At 58.7% G+C, this 24894-nt stretch carries 16 protein-coding genes; 8 read left to right on the plus strand and 8 right to left on the minus strand.

Translation table 11 applies throughout. The annotated features are described in order from the left end of the window. Positions 1-54: 54 nt before the first annotated feature. Positions 55-2922, plus strand: a complete 2868-nt coding sequence (locus tag ACYZTS_RS07470; RefSeq protein WP_028620397.1) for a putative bifunctional diguanylate cyclase/phosphodiesterase — start codon at positions 55-57, stop codon at positions 2920-2922. Positions 2923-2973: 51 nt separating this feature from the next. On the opposite strand, the gene ACYZTS_RS07475 is transcribed toward ACYZTS_RS07470, so the two are convergent. Then, positions 2974-3288 carry a hypothetical protein gene (locus ACYZTS_RS07475; protein ID WP_461995070.1) on the minus strand — a complete coding sequence of 105 codons (315 nt, stop codon included), beginning with the start codon at positions 3286-3288 and terminating at the stop codon, positions 2974-2976. A 348-nt stretch (positions 3289-3636) separates the two neighbouring features. Here ACYZTS_RS07475 and hexR point away from each other — a divergent pair, with 348 nt between their 5' ends. Both hexR and ACYZTS_RS07485 read left to right on the plus strand, forming a co-directional pair. After that, entirely contained in the window at positions 3637-4503 is an 867-nt protein-coding gene (hexR, locus tag ACYZTS_RS07480) for a transcriptional regulator HexR (protein WP_028620399.1), read from the plus strand. Positions 4504-4726: 223 nt separating this feature from the next. Next, positions 4727-4939, plus strand: a complete 213-nt coding sequence (locus tag ACYZTS_RS07485; protein ID WP_081832425.1) for a PA3496 family putative envelope integrity protein — start codon at positions 4727-4729, stop codon at positions 4937-4939. Here the strand turns inward: ACYZTS_RS07485 and ACYZTS_RS07490 are convergent. Further along, positions 4881-5828, minus strand: a complete 948-nt coding sequence (locus tag ACYZTS_RS07490) for a LysR family transcriptional regulator (RefSeq protein ID WP_177326937.1) — start codon at positions 5826-5828, stop codon at positions 4881-4883. The genes ACYZTS_RS07485 and ACYZTS_RS07490 overlap by 59 nt on opposite strands. A 204-nt stretch (positions 5829-6032) precedes the next feature. Between ACYZTS_RS07490 and ACYZTS_RS07495 the strand changes: the two genes are divergently transcribed. Further along, positions 6033-7448: an acetyl-CoA carboxylase biotin carboxylase subunit gene (locus ACYZTS_RS07495; RefSeq protein WP_028620402.1), complete on the plus strand. Its 1416-nt coding sequence runs from the start codon at positions 6033-6035 to the stop codon at positions 7446-7448. Between the two features lie 11 nt (positions 7449-7459). Then, positions 7460-9268 (plus strand): sodium-extruding oxaloacetate decarboxylase subunit alpha, encoded by a 1809-nt coding sequence (gene oadA / locus ACYZTS_RS07500; RefSeq protein WP_461995073.1) that lies wholly within the window; start codon positions 7460-7462, stop codon positions 9266-9268. A gap of 83 nt (positions 9269-9351) precedes the next feature. On the opposite strand, the gene ACYZTS_RS07505 is transcribed toward oadA, so the two are convergent. Together ACYZTS_RS07505 and ACYZTS_RS07510 are read right to left on the minus strand one after the other, a co-directional pair. Then, positions 9352-11724: an autotransporter outer membrane beta-barrel domain-containing protein gene (locus ACYZTS_RS07505; protein WP_461996370.1), complete on the minus strand. Its 2373-nt coding sequence runs from the start codon at positions 11722-11724 to the stop codon at positions 9352-9354. A gap of 201 nt (positions 11725-11925) precedes the next feature. Then, positions 11926-14880 (minus strand): autotransporter outer membrane beta-barrel domain-containing protein, encoded by a 2955-nt coding sequence (locus ACYZTS_RS07510; RefSeq protein ID WP_461995075.1) that lies wholly within the window; start codon positions 14878-14880, stop codon positions 11926-11928. A 230-nt stretch (positions 14881-15110) separates the two neighbouring features. On the opposite strand from ACYZTS_RS07510, the gene ACYZTS_RS07515 reads away from it, so the two are divergent. Both ACYZTS_RS07515 and ACYZTS_RS07520 read left to right on the plus strand, forming a co-directional pair. Then, complete coding sequence (locus ACYZTS_RS07515; protein WP_461996372.1) at positions 15111-16436, plus strand: type II toxin-antitoxin system HipA family toxin; 1326 nt, start codon at positions 15111-15113, stop codon at positions 16434-16436. Further along, complete coding sequence (locus ACYZTS_RS07520; protein WP_028620407.1) at positions 16433-16711, plus strand: helix-turn-helix domain-containing protein; 279 nt, start codon at positions 16433-16435, stop codon at positions 16709-16711. Before ACYZTS_RS07515 ends, ACYZTS_RS07520 begins: the two co-directional genes overlap by 4 nt. 53 nt (positions 16712-16764) lie before the next feature. Here the strand turns inward: ACYZTS_RS07520 and ACYZTS_RS07525 are convergent, their stop codons facing one another. The 3 genes from ACYZTS_RS07525 to ACYZTS_RS07535 are packed head-to-tail and all read right to left on the minus strand — an operon-like array spanning position 16765 to position 18534. Further along, positions 16765-17436 (minus strand): GNAT family N-acetyltransferase, encoded by a 672-nt coding sequence (locus ACYZTS_RS07525; protein ID WP_028620408.1) that lies wholly within the window; start codon positions 17434-17436, stop codon positions 16765-16767. A 17-nt stretch (positions 17437-17453) separates the two neighbouring features. Continuing rightward, positions 17454-17900 carry a GNAT family N-acetyltransferase gene (locus ACYZTS_RS07530; RefSeq protein WP_461995078.1) on the minus strand — a complete coding sequence of 149 codons (447 nt, stop codon included), beginning with the start codon at positions 17898-17900 and terminating at the stop codon, positions 17454-17456. A 10-nt stretch (positions 17901-17910) separates the two neighbouring features. Then, entirely contained in the window at positions 17911-18534 is a 624-nt protein-coding gene (locus ACYZTS_RS07535) for an FMN-binding negative transcriptional regulator (protein ID WP_461995080.1), read from the minus strand. A gap of 90 nt (positions 18535-18624) precedes the next feature. On the opposite strand from ACYZTS_RS07535, the gene pdxR reads away from it, so the two are divergent. Continuing rightward, positions 18625-20175: a MocR-like pyridoxine biosynthesis transcription factor PdxR gene (gene pdxR, locus ACYZTS_RS07540; protein ID WP_461995082.1), complete on the plus strand. Its 1551-nt coding sequence runs from the start codon at positions 18625-18627 to the stop codon at positions 20173-20175. Between the two features lie 17 nt (positions 20176-20192). Here the strand turns inward: pdxR and ACYZTS_RS07545 are convergent, their stop codons facing one another. After that, complete coding sequence (locus ACYZTS_RS07545; RefSeq protein ID WP_461995084.1) at positions 20193-24842, minus strand: dermonecrotic toxin domain-containing protein; 4650 nt, start codon at positions 24840-24842, stop codon at positions 20193-20195. Between the last annotated feature and the right edge of the window lie 52 nt (positions 24843-24894).

Consider the following 24894-nt stretch of genomic DNA (forward strand, 5'->3'; position numbering starts at 1 on the left):
CTCCGTCCACGTTTCGGGCTCATGCTCATCATGATAAGAACAAGAACCACGCCTATGACCGTCAGCTTCGACCTGTCGGGCCCCACTGTGGAGCCTCGGGTTATTCGCAAACAGTACGCCATGGAGATGGCGGTCGAACGCACGCGCTTGCTGTATCAGGGCTCGCTGCTGCCGACGCTGTTCATGCTGATCAATGGTCTGGTGTGTGCGTGGCTGCTGTGGAGCCCGCAGCGCTACTTTGTGCTGAGTGTCTGGCTCGTGTGGTTGCTGTCGTTGGTGGCGCTTCGGGTGATTCAGGTAGCGGCGTTCGATTCGGCCATCCCCAACCGTCAGGCCCATCCGGTCTGGCGACGCATGTTTTTGCTGGGCTCGGCCATGACCGGTCTGACGTTGGCCGGGGCGGGTATCGCACTGATCCCCGTCGACAATTTCATGCAACAGGCCTGGGTATTCGGCCTGATCGGCGCAGCGGCCCTGTCGGCCAGCGTGGCCTATGCCGTCAGTTTGCCGGCCTTCCTGTCCTTCACCTTGCCCTGTCTCTTGCCGGCGATTGCCTATCAGTTCTGGGGCGGTGACCAACAAGGGCAGGGTTGGGGCTGGTTTGGTCTGATTTTGCTGGGATCCCTGAGCGTAGTGGCCTGGCAGGTCAATAGGTTGATTGACCGTGAGTTGCTGCGACGCTTCCAGAATCAGTCCTTGATCGAGCACTTGCGCAAAGCCCAAAGCTGCAGCGATCAGCTCAACCAGGCGCTGGCCAAGGAAATCGAGCAGCGTCGCCGGGCCGAGGAGGAACTGCTCGGTATTCAGGTCGGCCTCCAGGACCACGTCGCCCAGCGTAGCCTGGAACTCGATGCGGCTACTCAGGCCCTGAGCAAAAGTGAAGCGCGCCTTGCGCTCGCGTTGAAAGCCAGCGAGCTGGGCCTCTGGGACTGGAACCTGCAGACCGACGAAGTTCACCACACACAGATTCAGGAATTGTTCGGCCTGGCGCCGGAATTCGTCACGGCCATGCTGCGCCACCTCAAGCCGCGTCTGCACCCCGACGATGTACCGGCGCTCAAGCGCGCGCTGGTCGAGCATTTGAAGGGCCGCAGCGAGGATTATCAGATCGAGTACCGCGTGCGCCATGGCGACGGCCACTGGGTGTGGATAGAGGACCGTGGTCGAGCAGTCGAGCGCAGCGAAAACGGCCGGGTCATCCGCATGGTCGGCACGCGCCGCGATATCAGCGTCAGCAAGGCGCTGGAGGAGCAACGGCAACTGGCCGCCACCGTTTTCGAAGCCGCCAGTGAAGGCATCGTGATCTTCGATCCGGATTACGCGCTGATCGCAATCAACCAGGCGTTTAGCCGCGTCACCGGCTACGACGTCGAAGACATGCTGGGGCGCAACGTCGTCGAGTTGCCGTGCAGTCGCGATGCCCGCCGGCATTACGCGGCCATTCATCAGGCGCTGGAACAACATGGCAGCTGGCAGGGCGAGCTGATCGAAACACGCAAGAATGGCGAGCTGTACCCACAATGGCTGCAACTGAACGCGGTTCGCGACACCCGGGGAAATGTCAGCCACATCGTCGGATTTTTCGCCGATCTGTCGGCACGGCGTGAGTCCGAAGAGCGCATGCGATACCTGACGCACTATGACGAACTGACCGGGCTGGCCAATCGATCGCTGTTTCGCGAACGGTTGCACGAAGCCCATCAGCGCATGCGTCAGGGCGGCCGCAGCCTGGCGTTACTGCACATCAATCTGGATCGCTTCAAGTTGCTCAACGACAGCCTCGGTCATGACGTTGCCGATCAACTGTTGCAGAAGCTGGCCCGGCGCCTGATCAATGCGGTGCCTGAGGCTGACACCATCGCGCGGTTGTCCGGTGATGAGTTTGCCGTGCTGTTCGACAGCTACGGCAACCTGTCGAGTCTGGCGCGGGTGGCGACTCGCCTGTCGACCAAGCTGCGCCTGCCGGTGACTGTCGAAGGCCACGAGCTGGTGGTCAGTGCGTCAATGGGCATCAGCATGTTGCCGGACAACGCACGGGAGATCTCCGCGCTGGTCAGCCAGGCCAACATCGCCATGCAACACGCCAAACACTTGGGCGGCAACAATTTCCAGTTCTACACCGACAGCCTGCAAGCCAGCACCCTCGAGCGTCTGCAGCTGGAAAACCAGTTGCGCAAAGCGATCGAAGAGAAGCAGCTGAAAGTGTTTTATCAACCGAAGCTGTGTCTCGCCACGGGTCGGTTGAACGCGGCCGAGGCGCTGGTGCGCTGGGATCATCCGGTGATGGGCAGTGTGCCGCCGGGAGAATTCATCGGGCTGGCAGAGGAAACCGGGCTGATCGGCCCCATCGGCGAATTTGTCCTGCGTCAGGCTTGCTGGCAAGCCTGCGAATGGCAGCGCCAGGGTCTTGAGCCGATCCGCGTGTCGGTGAACCTGTCCGTGCATCAACTGCGGCAGGGCAAATTGGTCAGCTTGGTGCGTCAGGTGCTGGAAGAAACCGGGCTGGCGCCGCAATACCTCGAACTGGAGCTCACGGAAAGCCAGTTGCTGGACAGCGTCGAGCACATCATTGCGACGTTCCAGCAGTTACGCAATCTGGGCGTGAAGCTGGCGATCGACGATTTTGGCACTGGCTATTCGTCGCTCAGCTATCTGAAGCGGATTCCGGTAGATTACGTGAAAATTGATCAGGCGTTTATTCGCGGGCTGGGCGAAGGCAGTGAGGATGCGGCCATCACTCGGGCGATCATTGCGATGGCTCACGGCTTGTCGTTGAAGGTCGTTGCCGAGGGTGTGGAAAGGCCGGAGCAGCTGGCGTTTCTGAAGGCCGAGCACTGCGATGAAGTTCAGGGCTACCTGGTGAGTCGGCCGGTCGAGGCGGATGATTTGGCAAGTTTGCTGCGAGAGCAACCCGGGAACTGACAATACTGCGAGTTAAAGCCTCCCCGCCAGTTGGTGGGAAGGCAATGGCGGTTAGTTAGTAACGTCAACTTTGTCGATGTGATGAACTAGTTTGCCTTTATAGAAGATACTTACACCGGAGACGTTAGAGTCGCCCGGTACTTTGTATTCGACTAGTTTTTCCGTCACTACTTGCAAAGCTACTTCACTGGAAGTTTCAAGTTTCAACTCCAAGCGCAGATCGAAAGATTTGTCCTGGATCGGGCAGAAAACCAGGGTTGGCGTAATGCCCGGGTTCGCTACGGTTACAATCCCGGTCGTACGGAAAAAAGCGTCGCCGGGCATGCGATTGATTTGTGCAGCCCAGTTTTTGGTTTTAATACTCATAAGGTGTAGCTCCATAATTAAGTTGATTGCGTCCTGCAGGTGTAGTCTAACTGAAGCAACTTCCATGTTGTGAAAGTTTTACCGTTCCAATTGTAAAGCCGTGTGTTGTAAGTTTCGGGTGTAGAGTTTTAGTCTGACTTGATAATAGGTAGTTAGTTTGTTTGAAGCGTTGATGCCGGATAAGCGCGAGGTGCCTCCCTGGATACTGCTCCGTTGCGCTACATGAGGGCCCGCGCACGGCGGCTCTAGGGATTGGTTACGTATTGAGCAGGCAAAATGCCGATTCATGTAGTATAACTACAAGCGTGCTACATCCCCGGCACCTGCCAATAACAAAGAGTCCAACCCTTGAATCTGCTGCAACACATCGCCCAGTCACGCCACCTGTTACGCAAGTCGGAGCTCAAGGTCGCCGACCACGTGCTGCTTGATCCGGCGGCGGTGATGCACAGCTCCATGGCCGACCTCGCTCACAGCGTGGGCATCAGCGAACCGACCATCGTGCGTTTTTGTCGCGCCATCGGTTGCTCCGGTTTTCAGGACCTGAAACTGAAGCTGGCGCAAAGCCTCGCGGCCGGTGCGAGCTTCGGCCAGTTTGCGATCCATGAAGACGATTCGGTCGCCGACTACAGCCTGAAGATTTTCGACACCACGCTGCATACCCTGATGGAGGTCCGCGAGCGGCTCGATCCGGTGGAGTTGCAGCGCGCCGTTACGCTCATGTCTCAGGCGCAACGCGTCGAATTTTATGGCTTTGGCGCCTCTGGAGCGGTAGCGGCGGACGCCCAGCACAAATTCTTCCGGCTGTTGCTGACCGCTGCGGCGTATTCCGATCCGCACATGCAGGCGATGTCGGCAGTGACGCTGAAACCGACCGACGTGGCGATCTGTATCTCCCAGTCCGGGCGCTCCAAGGACCTGCTGATCACCGCCAATCTGGTACGCGAAAGCGGCGCCTCGCTGATCACGCTGTGCCCGAGCCAGACGCCGCTGGCCGAGTTGTCCACTGTCAATCTTGCGATCGATGTGCACGAAGACACTGAAATCTATACGCCGTTGACGTCGCGGATTGCTCACTTGGTGGTAATCGACGTGTTGGCGATGGGTGTGGCCATGGCGCGCGGGCCGAGCCTGGTCAATCACCTGAAGAGTGTGAAGCGCAGCCTGCGCAGTTTGCGTTTGTCGCCCAAATCGGTGAAAGCGCTGGATGACTGACGTGTGACGAGACAGTTACTGTGGCGAGGGGGCTTGCCCCCGTTGGGTTGCGCAGCAGCCCCAGAGATTATGCGACTGCTGCGCAGCCGAACGGGGGCAAGCCCCTCGCCACAATAAATATCGCCATGGCAAAAACATTCATCTGTCTGTAACTCACCCGCTACCAAACCGTCATCTCCAGCGCCTATCTTGAAACTCCCGTAATCGCCTTGGGAGACTCGAAATGGCCCAGCCCTACGAAGAACGCAACAGCGCTGTCAAAACCCGTCGTCAGCAGGAAGATCAGCGCCGCATGGAGTTTCGCCGCGCGATCGAAGATCGTTGCGAACGCCGCCAGCTGCTGGCCGAGATCGGCGATTACCCTGACGATCTGCAACTCAATTACTGGCAGGCAGCACCGGTAACTTCCCGTCGAAGCGCTCAACCAGCGCGCTGATCTGCACGCGTTCGCTGCGGATAAACGCCAGGAACGCATGCGCGACCGGTGACAGCCGCTTCGCCTTGGCTTGCACCAGGCACCAGCTGCGATACAACGGCAGCTCTTCGACCGGCAGCTCAATCAGCGCGCCGGTCGCCAACTCAAGGTTCAGGGCGTGGCGCGTCAGAAGCGCCAGGCCCAGACCCGCCAGCACACATTCACGTTGCGCCTCCGCCGATGCGACCTCTTGGGTCTGGGTGAAGTGCACGCGCTTTTCCTTGAAATATTCTTCGCAGGCCAACCTTGTGCCGGAGCCCGGTTCACGCAGCAGCAACGTATAGGGTTCCAGATCCTGCAGGCGCAACGGTCCCATGTGGCTGAGCGGATGATCCGGCGGCGCTACGGCGATGATCGGGTTATTGAGAAATGGCAAAAATTCGAGCCCCATGTCCTGCGGCACCATCGACATGATCACCAGATCGTCGCGATTGTCAGAGAGCCGCCGGATGACCTGTCCGCGATTGACCACGGTCAGATGCAGGTTCACTTCCGGGTGCTGGCGTTTGAAGGCAGCAAACAGATGTGGGACGAAATACTTGGCACTGGATTCGACCGCCAGTTTCAATTGACCCTGTAACGAACCCTGCATGTCCGACAACTGCATGTCGAGATTTTCGAGGCGCCCGAAAATGTCTCGGCTCGCACGCTGCAGGGCTTCCGCCGCTTCGGTCATGTAGAGTTTTTTGCCCACATAATCGAACAATGGCTGACCGATCAGCTCTTCGAGTTGACGAATCTGCAAGCTGACGGCAGGTTGTGTCAGCGACATTTCTTCGGCTGCACGGCTATAAGACCTCAGATCACAGACCTCATTGAAGATCTGTAATTGACGCAATGTCATACGCATCAAGGACTTACGCATATTTGGAGGCTTCCGAACCAGTCTGGTGCGTCGACTATAAGTCTTTACTTATGGCTGACCCAATTATTATTCATTTTTGTTAATCCCTTGTGAGGGCTAGTGTGGAGCTGCGACTAAATCGAAACATTTAGTCACGCGTCGACCTGGTCTAGCAGGTCGTGGGTGCCACCGGCTCAAGGGAAACTCCAAGTGATAACAAAGATCCTGATCGCCAACCGTGGTGAGATTGCCGTACGAATCGTGCGCGCCTGCGCCGAGATGGGCATTCGCTCGGTCGCGGTTTTTTCTGACGCCGACCGCCATGCCCTGCACGTGAAGCGTGCGGACGAAGCCCACAGCATCGGTGCCGACCCGTTGGCCGGTTACCTGAACCCGCGCAAACTGGTGAACCTGGCCGTGGAAACCGGCTGCGATGCGTTGCACCCCGGCTACGGATTCCTTTCGGAAAACGCCGAGCTTGCAGACATTTGTGCCGAGCGCGGCATCAAGTTCATTGGTCCATCGGCAGAAGTGATTCGCCGGATGGGCGACAAGACCGAAGCGCGCCGCAGCATGATCAAGGCGGGCGTGCCGGTCACACCGGGCACTGAAGGCAACGTCGCAGGAATCGAAGAGGCATTGGTTGAGGGCGATCGCATCGGTTATCCGGTGATGCTCAAAGCCACCTCGGGTGGCGGCGGCCGCGGCATTCGTCGTTGCAACAGCCGCGAAGAACTCGAACAAGCCTTCCCTCGGGTCATTTCCGAAGCCACCAAGGCATTTGGATCGGCGGAAGTGTTCCTCGAAAAATGCATCGTCAATCCCAAACACATTGAAGCGCAGATCCTCGGCGACAGCTTCGGCAACGTGGTGCACCTGTTCGAGCGCGATTGCTCGATCCAGCGCCGCAATCAGAAGCTGATCGAGATTGCCCCGAGCCCGCAACTGACTCCGGAACAGCGCGCCTACATCGGCGACCTGTCGGTGCGTGCGGCCAAGGCTGTCGGCTACGAGAACGCCGGCACCGTGGAGTTCCTGCTCGCCGAGGGCGAGGTGTACTTCATGGAGATGAATACGCGGGTGCAGGTGGAGCACACCATCACAGAAGAAATCACCGGCATCGACATCGTCCGTGAGCAGATCCGCATCGCTTCCGGCCTGCCACTTTCAGTGAAACAGGAAGACATTCAGCACCGTGGTTTCGCCTTGCAGTTCCGGATCAATGCTGAAGACCCGAAAAACAACTTCCTGCCGAGCTTCGGCAAGATCACCCGTTATTACGCGCCCGGCGGCCCTGGCGTGCGCACCGATACCGCGATCTATACCGGCTACACCATTCCGCCGTTCTACGACTCCATGTGCTTGAAACTGGTGGTCTGGGCACTGACTTGGGAAGAGGCAATGGACCGTGGCTTGCGCGCCCTCGACGACATGCGTCTGCAAGGGGTCAAGACCACCGCCGCGTATTACCAGGAAATCCTGCGCAACCCGGAATTCCGTAGCGGTCAGTTCAACACCAGCTTCGTTGAAGCCCACCCTGAACTGACCAACTACTCGATCAAGCGCAAACCCGAAGAGCTGGCCCTGGCCATCGCCGCCGCCATCGCCGCCCACGCAGGCCTGTGAGGAATAACAAAATGTCCAAGAAAATCCACGTCACCGACACTATCCTGCGCGACGCCCACCAATCGCTGCTCGCCACCCGCATGCGCACCGAAGACATGCTGCCGATCTGCGACAAGCTCGACAAAGTCGGCTACTGGTCGCTGGAATGCTGGGGCGGCGCGACGTTTGATGCCTGCGTCCGGTTCCTGAAAGAAGACCCGTGGGAGCGCCTGCGCCAATTGCGCGCCGCACTGCCTAACACGCGTTTGCAAATGCTCCTGCGCGGCCAGAATCTGCTTGGCTATCGCCATTACAGCGACGACGTGGTCAAGGCTTTCGTCGCCAAGGCAGCAGTCAACGGCATCGACGTGTTCCGTATTTTCGATGCGATGAACGACGTGCGTAACCTGCGTGTTGCCATCGAAGCGGTGAAAGCGTCCGGCAAACATGCTCAAGGCACCATCGCTTACACCACCAGCCCGGTTCACACCATCGACGCGTTCGTGGCGCAGGCCAAACAAATGGAAGCCATGGGCTGCGACTCCGTTGCGATCAAGGACATGGCCGGCCTGCTGACCCCGTACGCCACCGGTGAGTTGGTCAGGGCTCTGAAAAGCGAGCAGTCGCTGCCGGTGTTCATTCATTCCCACGACACCGCCGGCCTGGCCACCATGTGCCAGCTCAAAGCTATCGAGAACGGCGCCGATCACATCGACACCGCCATCTCCAGCTTCGCTTCCGGCACCAGTCACCCAGGCACCGAGTCGATGGTCGCGGCCCTCAAAGGCAGCGAATTCGACACCGGCCTGAACCTGGAACTGCTTCAGGAGATTGGCTTGTATTTCTACGCCGTGCGCAAGAAGTATCACCAGTTCGAAAGCGAGTTCACCGCCGTCGACACCCGCGTGCAAGTCAACCAGGTACCGGGCGGGATGATTTCCAACCTGGCCAACCAGTTGAAAGAGCAGGGCGCCTTGAACCGCATGAGCGAAGTGCTCGCGGAAATTCCGCGTGTTCGCGAAGACCTCGGCTTCCCGCCGTTGGTGACCCCGACCTCGCAGATCGTCGGCACCCAGGCATTTTTCAACGTGTTGGCCGGCGAGCGTTACAAGACCATTACCAACGAAGTGAAGCTTTATCTGCAGGGCGGCTACGGCAAGGCGCCGGGCACGGTGAATGAAAAACTGCGTCGTCAGGCGATAGGTAGCGAAGAGGTGATCGACGTCCGTCCGGCGGATCTGCTCAAGCCGGAAATGACCAAGCTGCGTGCCGACATCGGCGCCTTGGCCAAGTCGGAAGAGGACGTGCTGACTTACGCCATGTTCCCGGACATCGGGCGTAAATTCCTTGAAGAGCGTGCTGCCGGCACGCTGACCCCTGAAGTGCTGTTGCCGATTCCGGAAGCCGGCGCGGTGACCTCCGCCAGTGGCGAAGGCGTCCCGACCGAATTTGTCATCGACGTCCACGGTGAAACCTACCGCGTCGATATCACCGGTGTTGGCGTCAAGGCTGAGGGCAAGCGCCACTTCTATCTGTCCATCGACGGCATGCCGGAAGAAGTGGTGTTCGAGCCACTCAACGAGTTTGTCAGCGGCGGCAGCAGCAAGCGCAAGCAAGCCACTGCACCGGGCCACGTCAGCACGACCATGCCGGGGAACATCGTCGATGTGCTGGTCAGCGAGGGCGACATGGTCAAGGCTGGCCAGGCTGTACTGATCACCGAAGCCATGAAAATGGAAACCGAAGTGCAGGCCGCCATCGCTGGCAAAGTCACCGCCATTCACGTGGCCAAAGGCGACCGGGTCAACCCGGGCGAGATCCTGATCGAGATCGAAGGCTGAGTTAACAGCCTCGATACACCGCTTTAAACCTCGGGGGGGCATGTGCTCCCCTTTTTTTTCGCCCGCGGTTTGTGGAGGACCGGTTAGAAGCTCATCCGCCACTGGCCCGTGACACCCTGGTTTCGACTGTCTGTGCCGACTTCGCCGTTGAGCCCAATGCCAAGCGAATGGCTTGCCGATACAGCCAGATCCAGCCCGGCATCCACCAGCAAGCTGTTGCGATCGAGCGCCGCACCCGAGACCGTGAAGTCACGGCTGCCCGTAACCAGCCGCTGGCGCGTCTGATTGTCGAGCTCGCCATAGGTGTGCTTCCAGCCGGCACTCATCCGTGGAGTCAGCTGCATGCCGTTATCCAGTATGTTGAGCTTCGCCAGACGCAGGCCGAAGGTGCTGCTGATGTTGTCCCGCGTTTGACCATGGATCTGCAGAGCGGCGGCCCCGCCTTTTTCTGTGTAACTGTCGCGCTGATAACGTTGGTAGCCGATGCCGGCAAATGGCTCGACACTGGTGCTGGCAATGTCCAATTTGTAACCCAGTTCAGCGAATGCCTGTTGGGTGTTGGCGTCGTAACTGCCCTTCAGACGATCGCTGAAACCGTTGAAGGCAACGCGACGTTTGGTGGCTGCGTCGTGCTTGCTGTAAGCGGCGCCGAGGCGCAGCGAGACAGGCCCGCTTTGGCGCAGCGCGTAAGCACCCAAGTGCCAGCTGTCGAGATCACCATCGAGTCCACGGCTGTCCAGACGCGTGTCGGATTTACCGCCGATCATCCCCAGGCGCCATGCTTCGCCGACGCTCCAGTCCGCCCCCAACACCAGACCTCTGCTGGAATGCTTCAAGGCGTCCCTGTCGCGGTCGAGTGTGCCGCCATGGCCCAGGGCTTGCAGCCAGACTCTGCCGGTGTCTTCGCTGCCGGCGGCGAGACGTGGTGCATTGCGCGCGCCGAAATTATTAGAGGTTCGGTCAAGTTGGCGCATGGCCGAGAGCATGGACGCTCCGATGGGAGCGTCGCTGTTGAGGGTGGCTTTGGCGAGATTGGCGGTATTGCCGCCGGCCAGTTGTTCGAGTGCACGGGAGGCGGTGAGTTTGTCGCTGCGGAGCAGGGCGGCGATTGCGGCATTTTTGGCTGTGGCGATTGGCTTCGGTGTGGCGGCAGTGGGGTTGGCAGCGGTAGCAACGGATGTGGGTTGAGCTGCGACGGGTTGAACAACGACGGGCTGAGCGACGGCGGCTTGCGCTGCGGCTTCAGCGGACGGTTCAGCGGTGGCAGGGGCGCTTATGACGACAGCGGGCGCATCTGCGGTGACATCCTGAGATGCTTCGACGATTACCGTCTGTGCAATTACTACGGCAGGCAAGACAGGTTGATCCGGTTCGATAACGGGTGTTTGCACAGCCACAATGGCGGGGGTGTCGTCGGTAGGTAAAATCGGCAATTCGACGATGTTTAACGTATTTTCAGGCACTTCCTGGACTTGAGCCGCATGAGTCGGCTCTTCGATATTTTCACCTAACTCACGTGCGTTATCGGAGGTAGCCATGCTTTCGATGGGGACGTCGTTACGTACAAAAGTCAGCTGCACTGCCGCGCCTGGGTAGGTAATCTCGTGTTTAAGGTAAGCCAGATCATTAACGACTTTTCCGAACTTACCCTCTAATTGTTCCGCTTCCAGAATCTTGTGCTGGCTTGCCAGCGATAAGTCTTTGGGAGCGGTAATGTTCAACGTGGCGCCACCGAGACGGGCGGTACCGTCGACCTGCATCGTGCTACTTGAACCGTCGGCACCCACCTCGTAAATCAGTACTGCGGATTTTGTCATGTTCAAGTCACCCTTAACCGTGGGAGCGCCGTTCACCCCACCCACATGAACCTTGCCATTTACCTCCATTGAGCCTGCATCGCCATCGCCTGCGTACACGCCTTTTTTATCCACGATAACGGCGCCGGCGATTGTGCCTTTGTTGATCAGTGCACCTTGAACCAACGCGAGTCCGGCAAGATTACCCTCGTTGATCAAGGTCGCTTTTGGACGTACCAGAACACCGGTGGCGAAATCGCCAGAGCTTTTCACCGTCCAGGTGTTGCGTTTGACCTCCAGTCCTTCGAAGTTGCGACTGTCGTCCAGCGTTCCTCCGGTCGTGGTATCGAGCTGCAGAAAATTATCACCGCCGCCGCCGTCTATGAACCCGGTGATGCTCCCTTTGGCTGCAACTGTTACCAAATGGTTTTCTTCTCCGAAGGTCCGGTTTTCACCCTCTGCTGGTTTATTGATCGACAATGAAACAGTGTCGGCATGTTTGATGAACTCATCCAGTTGCCCCAAGAGCTGTTCTGGAGTTACGGCAGCGGAAACGGTATCGCTTGGCATCTCTTGAGCCAGCGAAAAATCAGCACAACCCACCCCCAGCGCGATCGCCAGAGCAAGATGATGGGGACGGTATTTATGTTGAACGGGCATCGAATTTGGCCTCTGTGGACAGGAGGCCAAACTCTAAAAGAAGGCGTTTTGCGCTGATGTCAGCCGGTTCTGTGACCCGCGCAGGCTTTGTCGAACTGTTTTGCAGAAAAAGTGCAGGTTGCGGCGCGACGATGGTTTTTACTGATGATGGAGCGCAGCAATTACCTACGCCCCATCAACGCATGAGCACTTTTCGTACAATCAAAAACTCATTTGCCACTGCCCGATCAACCCGTGATTGCGGCTGTTGCTGCCGAGCTCACCGCTGTAGCCGACGCCCACCGAATGGCGTGCCGAAATGGCCAGATCGACTCCGGCCTCCAGCACCAGGCTGTCTCGATCCAGTGAGCTGCCGTCCACGCTGAACGCTGTGCCGCCGACCACAAACGCCTGACGCGTCGAATTGCTGACATCGCCATACGTATGCTTCCAGCCGGCCGTCATGCGCGGGGTCAGGCTCATGCCATTCTCAAGGGTGCTCAGGTGCGCCAGCCGTACGCCGAAGGTGCTGTTGAAGTTGTCCTGGGTTTGCCCGTCGACCTGCAACGCAGCAGATCCACCTTTTTCCTGATAGCTGTCGCGGTGGTACCGCTGGTAGCCGAGGCTGGCGAAGGGTTCTGCGCTGAGGCGGCCGCTGCCCATCGCATAACCGAGCTCGGCAAAGGCTTGCTGGCTGTCGGCGTCGTAATCGCCCTTCGGCCGATCGCTGAAACCGTTGAAGGCGACCGTGCGCTTGCTTTCACCCTGATGACCGCTCCAGGCGGCACCCAGACGCAAGGCATACGGGCCGCTCTGACGCAGGGCGTAAACGCCGGCATGCCAGCTCTCGACGTTGCCATCGACACCTGTGGCGTCCAGATCTGTCTTCGAATAACCGCCGAGCACCCCGAGACGCCATTGCGGATCGAGTGCCCAATCGGCCCCAATCACGCTGCCTTTTGTGCGCTGTTCCAGACCGCTGCTGCCGTGTTCCCCATTAAGCTTGCCGTAGCCACCAATGCCTTGCAGCCAGAGCCGACCCCGAGCGTTGGGATCGTTGAGGTTGCGCGCGTCGGAGGGTACGCCGGTGGCTGCGAGCATTGGCGTGTCGTGTTGATCGAGGCCTGCCAGCAAACCTGAGCCGGTACTCATCTGCTGCATCGCCGAGAGCATGCTGCCACCGATCTGGCTGCTCGCACTCAGTGTTGCGCTGGTCAGGTTGGCGTTGCTCGCGCCGGCCAATTGTTCGATTGCGTTGCCGGCGGTGGCACTGGTGGTATTGAGCAACGCGTTATAGAGCGCATTGTTCTTGCTCATCGACGCCAGGCTGTTCGCCGCACTGCTGCCGTTGGCGGTGTTAGCGAATTGGTTGAAGGCGATGTCGTTGCGCGTATAAGTCAGGTCGACCTCGGTGGGCGTGTAGGCGAGGGTCGGCGTGAGGAACGCGTAATCGCTGGTGACACTGCCGAAAGTGCCGTCGATGCTCGCGGCTTGCAGCACGGTGTAGCGGCTCTGCCACGGCCAGGTTCCGCTGCCCGGATTCACCGCCAGTGTTGCGCCATTCAGGCTGGCAACGCCGCCCACCTGAATCGGTGCGCTGCTGCCGTCGGCGTTGACGCCATAGGCCAGGGTCGAGCCGCTGCCCATGGTCAGGTCACCGACCACCGTCGCCGTGCCCAGCCGGGTATCGGTGCGCAGGGTGCCATTGACCAGAAGATTGCCCACCGACCCGCCGCCGGCGTACACGCCGCCCGAGTCGACAGTCAGATCGCCGGCAACCCCGCCCTGATTGATCAGGGTCGCGCCATTACGCACCGCGCCGCCGTCACTGAAGTCGCCTTGGCCGGTGAGTGTCCATGCGCCTTGGCTAACCTCCAGCCATTCGAAATGTCGGCTGGCCGCAAAACTGCCGCCGGCCGAGTCAGCCATCACCACGCGATCGTATCCTGTGCCACCGTCGACCACGCCGACAAAGCGGCTGCCGCTACGCAATGCAAGCTCGTCGTCGCCAGCGCCAAGATCCAGTGCCAGGCCGCTGCTGCCACTGATCGTGCCGCCGTTGATGACGCGGTCGTCGTACTCGCCCACCAGCTTCACGCCGAAGCCGTCGAGGCCCTGAATGGTGCCGAAGTTTTCCAGTGTGGTCGCTGCCATGCTCGCGCCGCCGCTGCCGTCATCGACCAGGATCGCACTGGTGGCGCCGCTGATCAGCGCGTCCTTGGCGTTCAATACGTAACCACCGCCCAGGGCGATGCCTTCGCTGCCGTTGGCAAAGCCGCCCTTGTCCACGCCACCCGCGCCGATGCCCTGAATGACACCGTAGTTTTCGATGTGCGCGAGGTTGTCGATGTCTACGCCATCGCCGTCGCCGTTGGCTTGCAGACCGGAGTAGGCGCCGGTGATGGTGCCGTGGTTGATCACCGTGCCGTCGCCGTCGGAGCCGAAGCCCGAGCCGTTGCGGCCAGTGATGGTCCCGTAGTTTGTCAGGGTGGCGCCGAGGTCGGTGGTGATGCCATGCCGACCGCCGGAAATCGTCCCGTAGTTGGTCACGTTCACACCGGTCGCGGTGTCGATGTCGATACCGTCGAACTTGTCATCGGCGCTGCGCGAGTCGCCGGTCGAAATCTCGCCATGGTTGGTGATGCTCGCGTTGGCGCCGGTCTTCATGCCGTCGCTGGCCTCGCCGCGAATCAGTCCGCCTGCACGGTTGATAATCGTGGTGGTGGCGCCGTCACTGCGCAACGCATCAAGGTCCAGGCCCTGACCCGTGCTGGAGCGGATCACGCCACTGTTATCGATCAACAATGCGCCGCTGACAAAATTGCTGTCGATGCGCAGCGCATCGTTAGCGCCGAGGATTTGCCCGCCAGCGCGGTTGTAGATGCTGTAATTGCGGGCCTTGGTAAGGTCGCCGCTGCTGTCGATCGCCCGCCCGCCTGTGGAAACGATCTTGCCCGCGTTATCGATCACCACGCCCACGCCGCTGGTGCTGTCTTTCAGACTCACGGTTTTGCCGCTGTTGGTGATGCTGCCGGGTGCCGAAATTTTCAGCGAGTCGCTGCCGCCGAGTGTTTGCGCGGCAGTCGTGGCCGTGTCGATTTGCACGGTTTTGGCATGGGCTGAAGCGCTCGCCAAAAGAGCGATGGTCAGCGCGAGACGATGGGGCGAGAAGGACATGAGCTAACAGCCTTTTTGTTATAAGCGGGGCGTCCTGTATAGCGGAAGGTGTTTACAGATTGATGTCTGTTGAAAGTTTCATCCCTGCATTTAAATGCATTTTTCAAAGGTGAAATGGGTGATTTACGCATTATTTTGCATTTCTAAAACTGCAGAAGATTATTTTATGCACTATATTGCGTACGGGGATTTCTGTTAAAAAGCCAAGGCGCAATGTGGGGCGGTTAAAAATGTACACACTTACGTTGCAGGCGTATGCCAACCGACAATGGTCAGACGCAATGACGCTGATATTCGTCGAGCCGGAAAAGGGCTTCGAAGGCGCTTGCCGAATCGGCTACAAGACTGACTACATCGCCAATCATCTGGAATCGATTGATCTGCCGTTTTGCAAGGCAGTCAGTGCCAGGTTGCCATTGGACTGGGACAGCACTTCGCTGAAGAAAGCGCCTGCCTTCCTGTTCGATATCGCGCCTGCGGGGGCGGCCCGGCGCTTTCTCATGGCACGCCTTGGACAGGATAAGCCTGAGGACCTTAGCGCCGATTTGTTTCTGCTGGGACGATCCACGCCTGCACCCATCGGCCATCTGCGCGTCAAGGAATCCATCGAGGCTTTGGATGACCGGGCCGTCATGGGGTTTAGTCGCGAGGAGGTCATCGCGCGGGACAACTCTTTTCTGGAGTACGCCTACGAGCAGGGCGCTGCAATCGGTGGCGCAACCGGGGCGGGGGGAGAAGCGCCGAAATTGCTTATGGCGCAAGCTCGCGACGGGTTGCTGTATCCAGACGCAGTCCTGTCAGATGATCAGGTCGCACAGCACTGGTTTGTGAAATTTGCCCGTAACCGGGCAACCCAGATGGACCAGACCATCCTTAAAAGCGAGTTCCATTACTACAAAGCGCTGCACACACTCGGAATCGAGACAGTGGCTGCGGATGGCCTTGCCCTGGAAGAGGCTACCAAGCCCAGTCTCTGGATGAAGCGCTTTGATCGCACGGTGAGCCCGCTAGGCGTTGAGCGATTAGCCGTTGAGTCGGTTTACTCGCTCGCCGGTGTGACCGTCCCGGGCAGCTATATGGACCATATGGAAGTCATCCAGCTGTTGGCACGCCTGTGGAAACAAGCAGGACAGGCCGAGCAGATCCCTGATTTGATCGCCGATTATCTGCGTCGTGATTTGCTCAATAAAATTCTCGGCAACTCCGACAATCACGGCCGCAACATATCCATCATTCGCGAGGAAAGCAGTGTGCGTCTTGCCCCCATCTACGATTTGGCACCGATGGTCATGGACGACGAGGGCGTGACCCGGACGACCAAATGGTCGAAGGACCTCGAAGTGGGCGGCGAGGTGAAATGGCGCGCCGTCTGCGAAGCATTGTCGATGATCGGAGATCCAGAGGCGTTGTTCGAAGGTCTGCGCGACGACGCGCGCCGCTTCCTGGCGTTGCCGGACATTCTCTCAGCCAGTGGCCTGCCCGAAGCCACGCTGAACCATCCTGCGATTGCCTTGCGAAACCTCGACCAACGAATGCAGCACTGGGGGCTGAAATGACTCTCTCCATCGACGCCCGCGCATTAGTGATCGAAAGCATCCAGGACGGGCTGGCCCAGGGCACGCTGGAGATTGGCGAGGCGGTGCGGCGCTTGCGTGTCGAGGTTACGGGTTTACATCAAAGCCAATTCGCCAAAATGTGCAAAATCTCGGTACGCACCCTGGTGCATATCGAACATGGCGAAGGGAATCAGACGTTGAAATCGTTGAATTCGGTGTTTCGTCCTTTTGGCTTGAAGATGGGCGTCGTGCGGATTCGGCGCGATTTCAGTTAATGGCATAGCCTTAGCGCAAGGGTTCCCCACGCCAGAAACGTGGGAACAATCGTTCAGGCGCGGCATTCGGCCAGCGTTTTAACCTGTCCCGAACTCGTCTGGTTCTCATCGCTCAACCAGCGTTCAAACCCTGCGCCAATCGCCGGCCATTCCGCGTCCAGAATCGAATACCACGCGGTATCGCGGTTCTGTCCCTTGACCACCATGTGCTGGCGAAACACACCTTCAAAACTGAAGCCCAACCGCTCGGCCGCATATTTGGAGCGCGCGTTGCCGTTATTGCACTTCCACTCCAGACGCCGGTTACCCAAGGCAAAAGATTCCTTCGCCAGCAGGTAAACCGCTTCTGTGCTTTTTGGCGAGCGCTGCATCGGTGCACCGAAGGTCACGTGGCCGATTTCGATGCGGCCTTGGGACGGCACGATCGACATCAGGCTGAGGAGCCCTTGCGCTTCACCGCTGGCACGGTCGATCACGGTGAAGAAGTACGGATCGCTGCTCGCCGCATGGTTGTTCAGCCAGTCGTTGAAACCTTGACGTTCCGGGAAAGGACCGTAAGGCAGATAGTCCCACAGCTTCGGATCGCCGCCCGGACCTTGCAGGGCATTCCACAAATCGTCGCCATGACGCGCAGGGTCTAATTTTTCCAGGCGGATGAAACGCCCTTCGATCGTTTTTACCGACGGCGCCGGGGCGCCTTTCCAGTCGGCGAGGGAAGTCGACATGGTGTTCTCCTTGAACCTTAGAGGCCTTTACGAAACTGGATGAAACCAGGGCGTTCGGCGATGCGCTCGTAGAGCTGGATCGCGGTAGCGTTGGTTTCGTGGGTCAGCCAGTGGACTTTGCAGCAACCGTCCTGTTTGGCTGTGGCGTAAACGTATTCGATCAACTGCCGCCCCACGCCGGTGCCGCGCGTTTCAGGCGTCACCAGCAAGTCTTGCAGGTAGCAGGAGTTTTCGATGCTCCAGTTCGAACGATGGTAGATGAAGTGCACCATGCCCACCGCCTCATCGCCAGCCCAGGCCAACGCGGCGTGAGTCGGCTCGTTGGGGTCGAGCATGCGCTGCCAGGTGCTTTGGGTGACGGCTTCAGGCAATTCGGTGTTGTAGAAACGCAGGTAGGCTTGCCACAGCGGCAACCAGGCGGCGTAGTCATCGCCGCTGACCTGGCGAATGTCGATCTGATTCATGTTCGATCCTCTAACGCATCAAGTGGGCGAGTGCCTGATCGTGCACATCGGGGCTGGCAGCAAGCCCCTCGCGCACGCCGGCAATGTCTGCAGTGCTCCGGTTCTGGCTGAGTTTGCGCTTGCCTTCCAGGCGCTGGATCGGCAGGGCAAAACCGACGATGGCCTTGAGCATGCCGTCGATGTAATCAGCCGGAGCATCGGCGACTTTCCATGGCTGGTCACGCGCGGATTCGTGACGATCCGTGAGCGCACTCACAAGCTGGAGCAAGCGGTCCGCGTCAGTGAACACTTCGGCTGTGCCATACGCATGAACGGCGACGTAATTCCAGGTCGGTACGACTTTGCCATGCTCGGCTTTGGCCGGGTAAAACGCCGGCGTAATGTAAGCGTCGGCACCGGAAAAAATAACCATAGCTTCGGCGCCTTGCTGCAAGGCTTTCCACTGCGGATTGGCGCGGGCGAAGTGACCGTAAAGCGTGCCTTTGGCACCTTCATCAGGATTCAGCAGAAGCGGCAGATGGCTTGCTTGCAGCCCATCTTCACCGTGCGTGACCAACACGGCGAGGCGAGTGCCAAGTATGTGCTGATGCAGTTCATGCAAGTCATTGAAGGCGAAACTGCTTGGCGTATACATGGAGATTTCCCTTGGCGAATGCACACATCCTAGGCAGGCTATTGGTCTGTTGTAAGAGCCATTAACCGCCAATTTCGTAGGTCCAATGCCATGGCTGATACCTCGCTTTCCCTGTCCTTCAATCCTGCGGGCATCGAACTGGATCGTCGCCAAGGGTTGAGTCGTCAGCTGTACCAGGCTTTGCGAGTTCGGGTATTGGATGGCCGGCTGGTCAGCGGCACACGATTGCCGGCAAGTCGCGACCTGGCTGCCGCACTCTGCATTTCGCGCAACAGCGTGGTCCGGGCCTATGACCAACTCTACGCCGAGGGCTTCATTGAAGGGCGGATCGGTGATGGCACTTACGTCGCCCAGTTGCCGCAAACCTCACCCATCGCAAAAAAACTATCCACAAAAGTATCCACAGGGTTTTCAACAGGCTTATCCACAGCTTTATCCACAAATTGGCTGGATTTACCTGTGATTCCATCCAGTAAAGTTATCCACAATGAGCGTTTCGACCGGATTAAAAACAACCATTTAGCCCTGCCTCCCAGTGGTCCGCCTCGCGCTTTTCGGGTCGGTGTGCCGGCATTTGATTTATTCCCATTCGACGTTTGGGCCAAGCTGAATGCGGCTTTCTGGCGAAAGCCCGATTTGCAGATGTTGTGCTACGGCAATCCGGCCGGTGATGAACGCTTGCGCGATCTGATTGCCGCGTATTTGCGCAGCTCCCGTGGCCTGCAGTGCACGGCTGAACAAATAGTGATCACCAGTGGCGCGCAGCAGGGAATAAGCCTTTGTGCACAGCTGCTGGTAGAGCCTGGGGATGGGGTGGCGATCGAGAATCCAGGGTACCGAGCGGCGGGCCATGCCTTCGCTGTGGCAGGAGCAACATTGCACGGTGTTGCGGTAGACGCCGAGGGCCTCAGTTGCGCAGAGCTCAACGCCTTGAGTGGCTGCCGACTGGCCTACGTCACGCCGTCTCATCAGTACCCGACCGGTGTGGTCATGAGCCTGGCGCGACGCCTGGAATTGCTGGCCTGGGCGGAGCGTAATCAGGGCTGGATTGTCGAGGACGACTACGACGGCGAATACCGTTACAGCGGCGCACCGCTGGCGCCATTGGCTGCGCTCGATCAGCAGGGTCGCGTGTTGTATGTCGGCACATTTGGCAAGGTTGCGTTCCCGGCGCTGAGGCTTGGTTATCTGGTGTTGCCCCCCGCATTGGTGGAAGCCTTTACCCAGCGCCGAGCGGTGGACATGCGCCACTCGGAGGTCAGCACTCAGGCGGTGATGGCCGAATTCATGGCGACAGGACATTTTCAGCGACACATTCGCCGCATGCGCCGGGCGGCGTTGAGTCGGCTCAACAGGCTGTTGAGTGGTTGGCCGAAGGACGTTGCCGGTGTCGGCCAATTGCCGACGGTCGCGGCCGGGTTGCACCTGACAGTGGCGGTCGAGTCGCTGGCCCGAGAGCAGGAGCTGATTGAAAAAGCTGCAAGCGTTGACGTGGAAATCAATCCGCTCAGCAGCTATTGGCTGCCGGACTCGACGCTAACCCCGGAGCAGCGAGCAGGGCTGGTCCTGGGGTTTGCGGCGGTGCGCGAGGCTGATATCAGTGCAGCACTTGAGCGACTGCGCCGGGTTTGGCTTACCTAAGCCTGTCGTTCAATGGCTCATTTCCTGGCGGGCGGTTCGAGGTCAAAAAACCACTGGCGCACATCCGCATCGTTGATCTTGCGCAGCACGCCGTCCACCGGTTCGAAGGTGGTCAGGGTTTTTTGTTGTTCCGCGGTAAGGCTCTGCAAATATGTGTCGGCAATTTTCAAATGCGCCGCAGTGGGATTACCGACCGGGCTTTTCAGGCTCTCGTAATGGAAATGCGCGACCCATAGCTCCTTGTCGTCATGTTTCTTGTCGAGTACCCGGTACTCCTGAAAATAGTCGCCCAGCTGTTTGGTTTTGATCCGGCCTTTGTCTCGCAGCAGTTTGATTTGGCCATTCTCATGCATCCAGCGCAGGGTGCTTTGGGTGGGCTTCCTGAGTTTGTACAGATTGGCGCGCACACTGATGCCAGACTCACGCATTGTCACCGCAGCGGCGCGCAATTCCTCCCCGAGGGTGTGCACTGGAAATTCTTTGGTGCGGGCCAGAATCTCATCGACGCTGGCTGCGCTTTGTTCAAGCTTGCTGGCTTGCTGATCGAAGATGTCCTGCATGTCCGCAGGGATACGAGAGGGCTTATCAGCGTCTTTCAGGGTGCGTTTTATGAATGCAGGCGCCTCCAAGACCAGATTCAGGCTGGTGCTGATGATGTCTCTGTCATCAAGTGTGGGAGTGGGTCGCTGCCGCACTTCCAAGGCGATCGCGCCAATGGGCGCCGCAGCCTCGGGCGCTGTTTCCTCTTTGGCAGGTTGGCGCGGGCGGGTCTTCCTGATTTTCACCGTTTGGCGAGATCCGCCCGAGGTCGATGGCCGTGAAGGCTCTTTCCGCAGGGCAATCTGGTCTTCGTCGAGTAACGAGGATCGCAAAGATTGCGCGTGTGCAGCGAACGCGCCGAGCAGGCCGCGCAAATGCTCGAGTTGAGATTGCTTAAAGGCACCCGGGTAGCTCTCCGGCAGATCGCCCAGTCTCTGGTCAACGTCGGCAAACGTGTCGATTATTGCGCTGAGTTCTTCAACCTGACCTTGCGGGGTGGATTCCCCCGGTGTGCCTTTGAGCAGCTGCGAAACCCGATGTGCGGCCCCGGCGCCTCGGTAGAGCAGGTCACCGACCTGGTCGTGAGCGTGCGAGAACACCGAAGTTATCGGCTCCTCCATGCACAGCTCCTGCGCGATGCCTATTTCGTTTGCTTTGAGGTCCCATTCAGTGAAACTCGGCAGTAGCTTGTGGATGTTCGATGCTTGTTCGATACCGGCTCTTCCAAGTGCGTTCAGGGCGTCTAGTGCCTTCTGTGAGATCGAAAGTTTCTTGACCATGGCCTCGCTCAGGTCCGTTACGTGCTTGACCTGCACGACATGGGCGTCCCTGGTGTCTTGGGTGATTGTGGTTTCGGACTGCAGCAGACGCGTGCCCAGGGCATATTCATTTCGTTTAACGGCGAACCATATTGAAATGTATTTTTGTAACTCGGTATGCATCCGTAGTGAATCGTTGATGTAGCCAGGGCCTCCCCCCAGGTTGTGCCACTCCTTCGATTGCTCGAGGGCCTTTTGATACGCGCTGATCAAGTCGTCCAGTTGTTCTGTAAACGTCGCCGACAATTGGTCGCGGTTCTCGTCTGTCGCAGCCACGTAATCAGCCTGCGCCTTGCGCACCTGAGCCTGCTTTTGAATCTCGGTCCCGCCTTCATCAGTCTGGTTGAGCTTGCGGCGTTGAAACTGGTGAAGTTCTTTTTTCAGCTCGGTTCTGCGCAGCTCATTGGCTGCTTTCAGAGCCTTGAGGCGACCTGTCGGCCCGGCGCCTCGCAAGCGCATACGCAGATCCATCACCCAGCGACCGTCGGGATCAGCGGTCAGATACGGGCCAGTAATTTTCGAATTCTTCGGGTCGAGAATTTGCAGTTGTGGATCTGCGTCCGCATCCTCGTTGACACTGACATTGAACCAGCGCTTGCCGACCTGGGCGTAGGTTTTGTCCGCCACTTTGTGCAGATAACGTGCGGCGCTCTGGCTGCCAGCCGCGTCGTCGGATTTGAGATCGGTGAGTGTCACCTGAAGGGAGTCCAGATAAACCACCAGTCCTGCCGGGGTCCGTCTTGGCACCGCTGCGCCAGGGTCCACCGCGGGTTCGTGGGCTGAGGGGAGCTTGCCGACCAAGGCGTCCGGGTCCAGCGTGATAGTCGTCGTGGAGGGCGCGGTGACGTCTTTCACAGGCTGGGAGATATCCTGCACCGGTTCAGTGATCTCTGCCTCAGGTTCGGTAACTTCCTTTACCGGTTCAATAATCTCCTGCTCGGAGGTGGCGACCTCCGCCACAGGTGCGGCAACGCCCCGCAGCTTGCTGGACAGCGCCTTGTGCCGCATCGCCGCGTGATGGCTGAGCAGAATGCCCAGCGCCAGCAGAATATCGGCCGTGGACTTCCACTGCACGAACGTGTCGCCGCGTTTATGAGCATCAACGGTTTGCTGAATCTGCTCGATGGTTTGCCAGGCCCAGACAGCAGTACCCACCGCACCGCTGAGGCAATTGGCCGCCGCCCCAAACAAGGCCCAGCTGCTGTCCTTCAATAAGGTCCAACGACGTTCAGCGTTCGATTGCGATTGACGGTCCGCCAGCGTGACCAGCGCTTGCGCATTGCGTTTGAACAACTCGGAGAGAACGTTCCCGGTGATTTCCTCGCCATCCAGCACCACACGGCCAAACTGGTCGGCGCGGTGGGTGGGATTGACCAGTTCTTCGACGGTCAGCCATGGCGACGGCCATCCGGTAGGGAAGACGTATTGCGAATACTCGAAACTCAGCGTTTTGCTCGGCAGCCACGCCAGTATCGAATCGCGCAGTTCACCCGGTTGGTGCAGGGCATACAGCAAATTCTGCCGCGAAGGGAATTGCATCAGCGGCGTATCCTGCATCGGCCGATACAGCAGGCATGGAGCGTTTTGGCGGACCCGCGGGCTGATGATGTACATGTTGGTCACGGTATCGCTTGAGCGGATCAGACGATGTTGCGGCGTCATCGACAGCGCATAGAGCGCAATGTCGTCGTTTGCCTCGCCGACCCCATCCATCCATTCGCAGATGATCTGGTAGCCCTGTTCGTCGATGCCGGCCTCCTTCTTGATCTTTCCCTCCAGCGCCTTGAGCGGCAGCAGCGAATGCAGTTGTTCGCGGTGCAAGCTCGCCTGGCGTTTTGAGGTCAGCGGATCATCGATCAGTTGGCGTTTGATCAACGCGGGGTAAGCGCTGCCGATGTCGACCTGGCCGGCAATCTCGGTCAGAAATTCAGCCGTCAACCAGGCGGGTACTTTCTCACCGGTTTTGAAGGAAAGACTGGCCATGTACGGCGCGTCGTTTTCCATCGCGTATTCGGCCAGGGTTTCAGTGTGCTGATCGTGCGGGTTGGGTAATACCAGGTTGTCGACGGTAAAGCTGTTGGTGATTTTGATGCGCAACTGATCCCAAGGCAGTTTTGCAGCGGCGTCCGCACGCTTGTCGGCAATAATCGCGTCCTTCATTTTTTGGTGGGCGTATCGCGCCATTGAAGGGATTTCGAGGCGGGCAACCTGATGCTTGGGGTCTCGGTACAGTTTGCCCAATGCCGTGATGTAGCGGCGGTAATCATCCAGGTCGTTGGGCAGCGCCTTGCGCAGCCACTGCGGAATTGCCGCGTCGAGTGTTTTGTAATGCGCCTGCTCGTCGGTATCCAGGCCGCTTTCCGGCTCTGCCGATTCGGCGAACTCACTGGCATGACCCAGCGAATCAATGCTCTCGATCTGCGATGAAACCAAGGCGAGGGCCATGTGATCGAACACGTCGCCATCGGGCTCGTACAAGCGCCATTTCAGCTCGGTACCTTCGGCTCGATCAAGACGTTGAGGCAGTGAATCGCCCAACTTTTCCAGCGTGCTGAAAGACTCATAACCGTAATCGACCGTGTACATCACGATGAGCTTGCGATCATCGTAGGTCGCCTGTGCGACCAGCGCGCCGCCCATCAGCAGGTGTCGGGTTTTTCCGTTTTCAACGATATCGATATCGATCAGGCACGCCTTGAGGTCAGTAAAACCGGTGGCGGCATTCGCGCGCGTCTCTCTGTCAGGGTCGGCAAATATGGCACGGGCCATGGCGCATTCGTTGGCGTCCCAGCCCTTGACCTGTTTGACGTTGAACGCTTTGCGCAGCGAATTGGATAACGCCTGCCAGCGTATGTGGCCATGGCTGGTTGCGTTCCAGTAATTGAGCTGACGGTCCTGCAGCTCGACGAACAATATCGCGGCGGCTTGGTTGAGCGTCCTGGCGATGTCCTCAATGCCCACCGACAGTTGAACCGGGTCCTCGGTCTGCGGCTCAAGGGTCAGGAATTGTTCGCCTTCAATGAAATCGGCCGTCGTGCCATCCAGGCCGTATTGCATCAGCGCAAACGTCAGCGATTCGAAGAGGAGCGGACCCTTTTCCACCTGACCATCGACCACTTGCCACTGCGGGAAACCGATCATTGTTTTATCAGGATCAATCTTCAGGTCGGGGTAGCTTTCCTTGAGCATTCGACGCAGTAACTGCGAAGCGACCTCATGCAGCAGCGGGCCGCGACTGATCAGGTTGACCTGATCATTTTTCTCCACCAGGGGATCGGAACTGTCACTGTCCGCAGTGTGGTTTTGCATGGCTGTTTCCTTCGATGCTGGTAATCAGGATGAATTCCTGGCGATGGCATCG

The sequence above is a fragment of the Pseudomonas sp. TMB3-21 genome (assembly GCF_054898145.1).